The organism is Natronincola peptidivorans (assembly GCF_900111615.1).
Taxonomy (GTDB): domain Bacteria; phylum Bacillota; class Clostridia; order Peptostreptococcales; family Natronincolaceae; genus Natronincola_A; species Natronincola_A peptidivorans.
Map to the genome: position 1 here is coordinate 130,361 of NZ_FOHU01000007.1, position 7,069 is coordinate 137,429.

General features: G+C 34.9%; 8 protein-coding genes and 1 riboswitch. Of the genes, 1 reads left to right on the forward strand and 7 read right to left on the reverse strand.

The window, feature by feature from the left end; genetic code table 11:
* The first annotated feature begins 320 nt into the window (after positions 1-320).
* The gene (locus BMX10_RS09605) at positions 321-518 is read left to right on the forward strand and encodes a cold-shock protein (RefSeq protein WP_090443030.1); all 198 of its coding nucleotides are present in this window, start codon (positions 321-323) and stop codon (positions 516-518) included.
* A gap of 67 nt (positions 519-585) precedes the next feature.
* On the opposite strand, the gene BMX10_RS09610 is transcribed toward BMX10_RS09605, so the two are convergent.
* The 7 genes from BMX10_RS09610 to BMX10_RS09640 form a co-directional block, all read right to left on the reverse strand.
* Entirely contained in the window at positions 586-1,026 is a 441-nt protein-coding gene (locus BMX10_RS09610; protein ID WP_090443033.1) for a GyrI-like domain-containing protein, read from the reverse strand.
* Positions 1,027-1,198: 172 nt separating this feature from the next.
* Positions 1,199-2,941 carry a methyl-accepting chemotaxis protein gene (locus BMX10_RS09615; protein ID WP_170834763.1) on the reverse strand — a complete coding sequence of 581 codons (1,743 nt, stop codon included), beginning with the start codon at positions 2,939-2,941 and terminating at the stop codon, positions 1,199-1,201.
* A gap of 43 nt (positions 2,942-2,984) precedes the next feature.
* Complete coding sequence (locus tag BMX10_RS09620) at positions 2,985-3,542, reverse strand: TetR/AcrR family transcriptional regulator (protein ID WP_170834764.1); 558 nt, start codon at positions 3,540-3,542, stop codon at positions 2,985-2,987.
* A 292-nt stretch (positions 3,543-3,834) separates the two neighbouring features.
* Complete coding sequence (locus BMX10_RS09625) at positions 3,835-4,677, reverse strand: Cof-type HAD-IIB family hydrolase (RefSeq protein WP_090443041.1); 843 nt, start codon at positions 4,675-4,677, stop codon at positions 3,835-3,837.
* A 92-nt stretch (positions 4,678-4,769) separates the two neighbouring features.
* Positions 4,770-5,231, reverse strand: a complete 462-nt coding sequence (locus BMX10_RS09630; RefSeq protein WP_090443043.1) for a chemotaxis protein CheX — start codon at positions 5,229-5,231, stop codon at positions 4,770-4,772.
* Positions 5,228-5,350, reverse strand: a complete 123-nt coding sequence (locus BMX10_RS18450; protein ID WP_280140763.1) for a hypothetical protein — start codon at positions 5,348-5,350, stop codon at positions 5,228-5,230. The genes BMX10_RS09630 and BMX10_RS18450 overlap by 4 nt, the downstream gene beginning before the upstream one ends.
* A gap of 102 nt (positions 5,351-5,452) precedes the next feature.
* A riboswitch (cyclic di-GMP riboswitch) is annotated at positions 5,453-5,542 on the reverse strand.
* Positions 5,543-6,089: 547 nt separating this feature from the next.
* Positions 6,090-6,800, reverse strand: coding sequence for a M48 family metallopeptidase (locus BMX10_RS09640; RefSeq protein WP_090443049.1), 711 nt, complete (start codon positions 6,798-6,800; stop codon positions 6,090-6,092).
* Positions 6,801-7,069: the final 269 nt, after the last annotated feature.

Sequence of the window (7,069 nt, forward strand, 5' to 3'; positions counted from 1 at the left end):
TACATTATACATTTAGTATCTACTAAAAGTCAAGTGAATTGATATTTTGAAATATACTGTCATATGTATTTGAATCTTGCCAATTATGAGGTAAAATATACATTGAAAATAACATTGCCTTGAAGATTCTGTATTTTATAAAAACCCTTGCTTTATTGCAGAGGGTATGTTATTCTTAGTAGGAACTTAAATGAATAGTAAATAATGGAACACAAATATATTTCAATTCGTACTTAATCAATATAAGTATACCTATTGTTATTTTTATTAGTGGATTATTACAATGAGTTTAAGAATAAAATTTTGGAGGTATACATTATATGAATGGTACAGTGAAATGGTTTAACGCAGAAAAAGGATTTGGATTTATTACAGGAGAAGATGGAAAAGATATTTTCGCACACTTTTCTCAAATAAACTCAGATGGTTTTAAAACCCTTGAGGAAGGTCAAAGTGTTTCTTTTAACGTAGTTCAAGGAGCAAAAGGACCTCAAGCAGAAAATATTACTGTTATTTAATTAGTAAATATTTTACCCCTTAAATAGGCAACTATTTAAGGGGTTTTTGTATACCCTATATCAAATTCTATTTTAATGCAATATAAATATCAATATTTGCATTTTCCCAATCGCTGTTGAGATATTCTTCAAAATCTCCGGTAAAGCTTCTATCCAAGTCCATTTTCCAGATTTCATTCCAAGCTTCAGCAACTGCTTTTTCCATGTGTCCATGTACAGAGAACTTTGCATATCTTCCTGCCGGAATAATTTTTACAGTCAGTTCTTGGTTTTCTGCTTTTGAAACTTCATTTCCAGCGGTTACACAATATGTATCCTTTGAGTAGTCTGAATAAAGCCCGATGGCATACTGGTTTGCTTTGTTTTTGATCGTAGCGTTTACGCCTCCCTGGTACAGCTTTTCCCAAAGACCTCCTATGATTTCACCCATTTTTGGATCAGCATTGCTGGTGATTGCACTAACACCCACCACTATTTTTTCCTCTAAATTTACAACTTCATAATTCATTTCCATAACCTCCATCTATTTGATAAGGTTATTATACTTTATCTAACATGACAGCTGTGTGTCATATTTAAGAGGTTTTTTCATTTTTATAATTTCTTTTGTTATTTTCGTGAATACTTCAGCTCTAAAACTCCAGAATTACTTTCAAAGGTTGTGATGATATATCTTCAGATTACTTTAGCTTAAGCTTGCTTAGTCTTTGATTTAGTTCATCCGAGATAGTTTCCATGTGTAGTACCTGCCGTAGTAAACCTTCAATGGTTTTAGATTCACTATCTATGCTTGAAGCGACCTCTTCAACTGATTCTGTATTTTCTAGTGAAGTGGATTTTAAGCTTGTCATACTTTCAGAAATCATAGCAGTGGTTGCTGTTATTTCCTCTGTGGAAGCGGATACTTCTTCCACCATGGAAGATACTTTTTGAATAGAAGATGTAATCTTCTCAAAACGTTGGATTGCATCCTCTACATGTATGTCACTTGCTGACTTTTGATGTGATACCTCCTGCATGGATCGAGAAGCATTAATAATCTCCTCTCGGATGCTTCCCAAAAGCTTAGATATTTCATCTGCTGATTTACTGGATTCTTCTGCAAGTGTTCTTACTTCCTCTGCAACTACTCTGAAGCCTTGGCCATGCTCACCTGCCCTAGCTGCCTCTATGGAAGCATTCAGAGCTAAAAGATTTGTTTGCTTAGAGATGGCCGTAATGGTTTCAACGATACTATTTATCTCGTTAGAATGCTGATCCAGCTTTGTCATTAATTCAGTTGTTTCATTAACCGCTTGACCCACATGATCCATTTGATTTTTCATTTTTTTGATAGCTCCATTACCTTCAAGGGCATGGGTTTCAGTATCAGCAGCTTCAGCTGTCACCTGCTGTGAATACTCAGCAATCTCATTAATAGCTTGATGCATACCTACTATAGACTCAGTAGTGTTTGACATTTCTCCTGTTTGCCCTATTATTCGGGTTGTTACATCATCCACAGTAGTATTCATTTTTGAAAAAGAAGTGCTGACTTCCTCAAAAGATTTGGAAAAGTGCTTACTGGTATCTACTAAATGCTTTGAATTTTCCTCTACTTTTAATAGTATGCTTTGGAGAGTATCCATCATCTTGTTGGTATAGTTTGCTAATTCACCTATCTCATTGTTATCCTCAATATCTATACGTTTTGTAAGGTCACCCTTTAGCTCTGCCATTTCCTTCATTTTATTCACCAGTTTTTCTATAGAGCGATTTTGTCTTTTGGTAATCAACCTTACCATCCACCAGATAACAAATAGACATATAGCCATTAAGCCTACCAATACAGTTAAAAATATCACTTGTAGTTTTACTAATGCGCTTGTATTTACATCAAGCCCTAAAATAGCAACTACTTCATCATTTTGGACAATAGGTATATAGGCTGCCATATGTGCTTGCTGTGTGAAGAAATCTTGCTCTATGTTGGTAGTATGTACTTCTGTTGTCTCATATACCAACTCTCTTTCTTTATTTACATAGGGAAAAGCATCACCAATCTGGGCTCGACGATGACTGGAGGCATCTACAATATATATCCAGTCTTGGTTGCTGTCCTTTGCAAAAATATAAATGTTTGGTAATAGATCTTCTGATCTTTCTGTAATACTTTCTAAAGTATCCACAATGTTTCTGTAACCTGGTCTATCAGCATCTTTACTATCTATAAGGCCCTTTATATCATGCTGTGATAGCTCCCTTGCAGCGATTTTACCCATAGCATCCATGGAAATACTTAGCATTCGATATGCTGCCATATTTACAGTGGTATAAATAAATAGTCCAAAGCCAATAAATAATACTAATATCAGGATCATGATATTTCTTGTCCATTGTTTTTGCAAAGTGGTTTTTTTCTTGTTTTTCCTATGAAAATTCATGTTTAACCCTCCCATTAGATGTTGAATAGCGAAAGATAATCCATTAATCAATATTTTTGCTACTTTCTTTTAGTAATTGTTTTAAGCGCAATGCAACCTTCCCCTTAGCTTCATCAGATAATACATCAATATCAAGAATTTTAGCAAATCTCATGCCATCAGATGCTAATTTAATGATGGTAGCTAAGACAGGATCTTCACATTGATCCAGTTCCTGCTGACGTTTAGAAAAGTAGTCTCTAATAGGCCCAATTAACTCTTTATTAGTTGCTATAGCTGCTAATAACCCTGTTGTTAGCTCTCTATCTACAGAGGTAGCTGTATAACTAGTCTTTATATATTCTAGTAACCACCTTTCTCTTGTATATGGATTATTTAGCTCATGCTCTGTGGGAGCAACTCCTCCTTCAGCTTCAGCAAGCAGTTTGGCTAGCATTTCCTTAATCAATTCATTCTTACTGGGAAAATGGTATAGCAAACCACCTTTGCTAACCCCAGCAGCTCTAGCAACCTCTTCAAGGGTAAAATGATTGATTCCTCTTTGTATAATAATACTGCTGGCTGCATTTAATATTGCTTCCTTTGTATCAGTAGCGCTCATATTGCATCCCCCCATTCTACTGTACCGTCCAGTCGGTATAGTAATATCGTACTAGTTTTGTCATATCTTGTCAAGTACTGTGATTATTACTTCAAAAATTTTTAAGAACTATTTTATCATCTCAAAATCGAAATAAAAAAGAGTTTGTAGAAAAATCTCTACATACTCTTATATTAATCTAGTCTATCGTATCTGTTTATCATTGCGATCTACTTGTTCCTTTTTGCTTATAGATACATTTCTTTTTAAATTGGCAACCTTGCTTAAATTACTAAAGGTACAGCTTTAGTAATTATTTAGTTGCTTTTGCCTCCATTAAAGTATCTAGCTGCTCTATGACGGTGGCAATGGCATGCTCCTCATGACTAACAGTAACCATATCTGCTGCTTCTTTTAGTTCATTGTTGGCGTTCCCTACTGCGATCCCTAAATCTGCTACCTTCATTAATGAAATATCGTTAGGCTGATCTCCTATAGCTATAGTATAGTGTTCCTCTATTTCTAACATATTTTTCAGTACAGATAGTGCTATGCCTTTAGAAACCTCAGGTGAAAGTATTTCCAGATAATTTTTTTCTGAAAAAACCATGTCACAAGCTATATCCATCTGAAGCACCATTTCTTCTACTGCCTTTGCCTTTTCATGGGTTGTTGCAATTACAACAATTTTTGTAAGACTTTCCCCTGGTTGTCTCTGAGATAAGGACTTACATTCAACCCCCTCTTGATTCTCATGTGTTGTCACCAAATGATTCTTGTAGGGAGTGTAGATATCACTGTCCTGATATAACAAGATAGCCACTTCCTCTCCATGGATAGATAGAATCTTCTGCAGGGTTTCTTTTTTCACAGTAAGTTTTTTTTCATAAAGCACTGATTTCTTTAGAGGACAGTATATTTTTGTCCCATTATATAGCACTACAGGAATCGTAATTTCTAGTTGGTCTATAAAAGGAATCACAGCATCCTCCATTCTACCGGTTGCTATGGTAAACAATCCTCCTCTATCTATAAATTCCTTTATGGCTTTTTCATTTTCTTGACTGATTGCATATTTTTTGTTAAGTAGTGTTCCATCTAAATCTGAAACTAGAAGCACCTTGTTTATTTTGTTTTTCATCATAGATTCTTTCATTATATACTCCTTTTCCGCCTCAGTTCTCTATACCCTTAGCTTATTTATTTTAAGCATACCATAAGTTAACGCCACGATGTATTTATATTTCTCTACTTTTCTTTCAACATGATATTGATATCAAATTCTCCTATTGGAGTTGCTAAAGATAATAGTAGCCCTTTCTCGTTAGCCATAGAAAAGGACTTACATCCCCCTACGAAAATCTGAGGTGGTGCAAGATCGCATACATAATTGCTTTCTGTTAGGGCTGTTAATGCATTACCTCCAATAATATTGGCCACTTCCCCTAATGCAGAGGAGGCAAAGCTATCTATCTTATCTATTTCCATGCCAGACATAATTTTAATCATTTGCAAGGTCATATCCTTTGGGAAGCTGAAAACTATTGTCCCATTCAAATCGCCCGTCACACCCAAAGCAACATTTGCATCCTTACCGTTTACCATATCTTCCACCATTCTAATATTGCCTTTTTGAGTGTCTATATCCAGCATTAATTGAAATACGTCTTTTGTCGCTTTATAAAAGGGGTTTATATATTCTGCTTTCATCGAGCCTGTCCTCCTTCACCATCTACATATTTTCCAATCTCCTGATCCATTCTAGCAACATGCATAATGAGCCAGGTCATAAATTTACCTGCAAATTCTTGAATCTTTTCTACCTGCAAACATTTCAGCTGAAAAAAATTATTGTCTATAATCAGTGGTTCTATTAATATAATGTGAAAAAAAGAAGGCATCTCTGATAAAGGTGCCTTCTCTTAATAAGCTTTGGCAGCCTGACAATCATAGGAATGCATTGTTCCCTTAGACCCACAGCTTTGCGTCCTTACCTTTCAGTAAGTTTGCCTTTATCACTATTGTTATTATACATCTTCAATTAAATAGCTTTGCATCATGTAGTTATCAAGACAGAATTCGACATGCCGCCGCTAAATCCTCTATTTTTTTATTTTATTATAATATAAGCATGCCCCACAAGTACATTTTGTACCTGTGGGGCTTGTATATAAAGTTATTTATGAAATTAGGCTTTTAGCTGATAGTTTTTGTAGTCTAGTTCATCAGCTTATTGGCAATCAAGCTGATTTAGTACTTCCCATAGACTTTTTTCTGTTTCTTCGATGATTTTTTTCATTTGATCGATTTCCTGTTCTATTAGCTCTAAAGCGACAACAGTGCTACTCATCCTCTTTTCACCTCTTTTTACCTTAGTAATAGGTTTCTATCTGACGCAGCGTAATAGAAAGTATATATTATTTGAAGAAAAATCTTGTCAGAGCATGACGAAAACCTCTATAAATCTATTTTACTACGAATGAATTCCATTGTGGCTAAAGACAACCTTAAGAAATCTTAAAATTTTCTTTAAGTAAAAAGAGCTTATAGAAAATCTTCTACAAACTCTTATACTTTAATTGATTGGTCCGCCAATCCATTTAGCTCGCTTTTTAGACTCCTCCAATTTGGTAGAAATTTATCCATATATTCCTTAAACCTAGCGTTATGGTTTCTTTCTAACAAATGTACCATTTCATGAACAATAATGTACTCTAAGCACCTAGGGCTTTTTTTAGCTAGCTCAAGATTAATCCATATTCTTTTGGCAGCTGGATTACATGTCCCCCATCTTGTTTTCATTCTTTTTACACCCCAGGAGTTTACACTTACCTCCATGGTATCTTCCCATTTTTCAATATAATCAGGAATCACCGTTTTAAGATGATTTCGATACCATTCATTCATGATTTTCTGACGTTTCTCTACAGTGCTCTCTGGTCTTACATATAAATCCATAGAATTACTGTTGCGCATTTCAACCCTCTGCTTCCCAGTGGTTTCAATCACGTTTAAAGCATAGCTGCTACCCTCAAAGAAATGACTTTCTCCAGATACAAATTCTCTTTTTGGTTGTATCTTTTGATGTTGAAACTTAGCTCTTTGTTTTTTGATCCAAGAAAGTTTAGATAGGACAAAAAGTTTGACGGCCTCTGGATTCATTTTTTTAGGTGCAACTACCCGAACCCTTCCATTGGGAGGATGAACAGATAGGTAGATGTTTTTATTTTTTTTTAAAATAACTTCCATATCAATGCCTTCAATTGTCATTTTGTCCATGTTGGTACTCTCCTTGTTTTTGTGTAGTGGGTATTATAGTGATATTGATGCTTTCTCGTCATTATTTGCTAATTTTTATTATATCATTAAGAGGAATTGAGTAATAAGAAATACAGATTCAATCCACGCCCCCATGTAGGGAGCGACAAATTGCAACAAAACAAATGTCCATTTCAATACATCCTATGTTGAGGTTCAACAGCTGCATCCTTCACAGATATATTTTTTTCATGATTATTTAAATACATCCTATGTTGGGGTTCAGCAGG

Bases quoted from the DNA above. Each gene is read 5' to 3' on its own strand.
- BMX10_RS09610 (WP_090443033.1), bottom strand. From the start codon at position 1,026: ATGAATTATGAAGTTGTAAATTTAGAGGAAAAAATAGTGGTGGGTGTT.
- BMX10_RS09620 (WP_170834764.1), bottom strand. From the start codon at position 3,542: ATGAGCGCTACTGATACAAAGGAAGCAATATTAAATGCAGCCAGCAGT.
- BMX10_RS09640 (WP_090443049.1), bottom strand. From the start codon at position 6,800: ATGGACAAAATGACAATTGAAGGCATTGATATGGAAGTTATTTTAAAA.
- BMX10_RS09615 (WP_170834763.1), bottom strand. From the start codon at position 2,941: ATGAATTTTCATAGGAAAAACAAGAAAAAAACCACTTTGCAAAAACAA.
- BMX10_RS09605 (WP_090443030.1), top strand. From the start codon at position 321: ATGAATGGTACAGTGAAATGGTTTAACGCAGAAAAAGGATTTGGATTT.
- BMX10_RS09630 (WP_090443043.1), bottom strand. From the start codon at position 5,231: ATGAAAGCAGAATATATAAACCCCTTTTATAAAGCGACAAAAGACGTA.
- BMX10_RS09625 (WP_090443041.1), bottom strand. From the start codon at position 4,677: ATGAAAGAATCTATGATGAAAAACAAAATAAACAAGGTGCTTCTAGTT.